This window comes from Methylobacterium sp. J-026 (genome assembly GCF_022829585.1).
Taxonomy (GTDB): domain Bacteria; phylum Pseudomonadota; class Alphaproteobacteria; order Rhizobiales; family Beijerinckiaceae; genus Methylobacterium.
In genome coordinates, this window is the sequence record NZ_JAKSYC010000279.1 from 1 (window position 1) to 282 (window position 282).

A 282-nucleotide genomic window follows, 5' to 3' on the forward strand; every position below is an offset into this window, starting at 1 on the left:
GAAGCGGCCGCGGTCATGGGTTGCCAAGTCGGGACCGTGAAGAGCCGTATCTGGAGGGCCCGGGACCAGCTTGCGCGGATACTCGGCTACAACGGTGCCGAGATCGGCACTGACGCCGTGATGCTCTCAGCAAACGCAGGGAGGTCGCGCAGTACACCCAGCAGTTCAGGGAAACCGTCGCCTCGGCCAAGGAGCAGTCCAAGCAGATCGCCGACGCCACGGCGCGCCGCGTGTCCCAGGGTGCGCTGTTCGGGGCCCTCGCGCTGATCTTCGGGGCGCTCG

The 282-nt window shown here is 67.7% G+C and carries 1 protein-coding gene; it reads right to left on the minus strand.

Going from position 1 to position 282, the window contains the following annotated elements:
* Positions 1-86 precede the first annotated feature (86 nt).
* Positions 87-282: hypothetical protein (locus MKK69_RS23620; protein WP_243971905.1), on the minus strand; the 196-nt coding region annotated here is incomplete at its 5' end.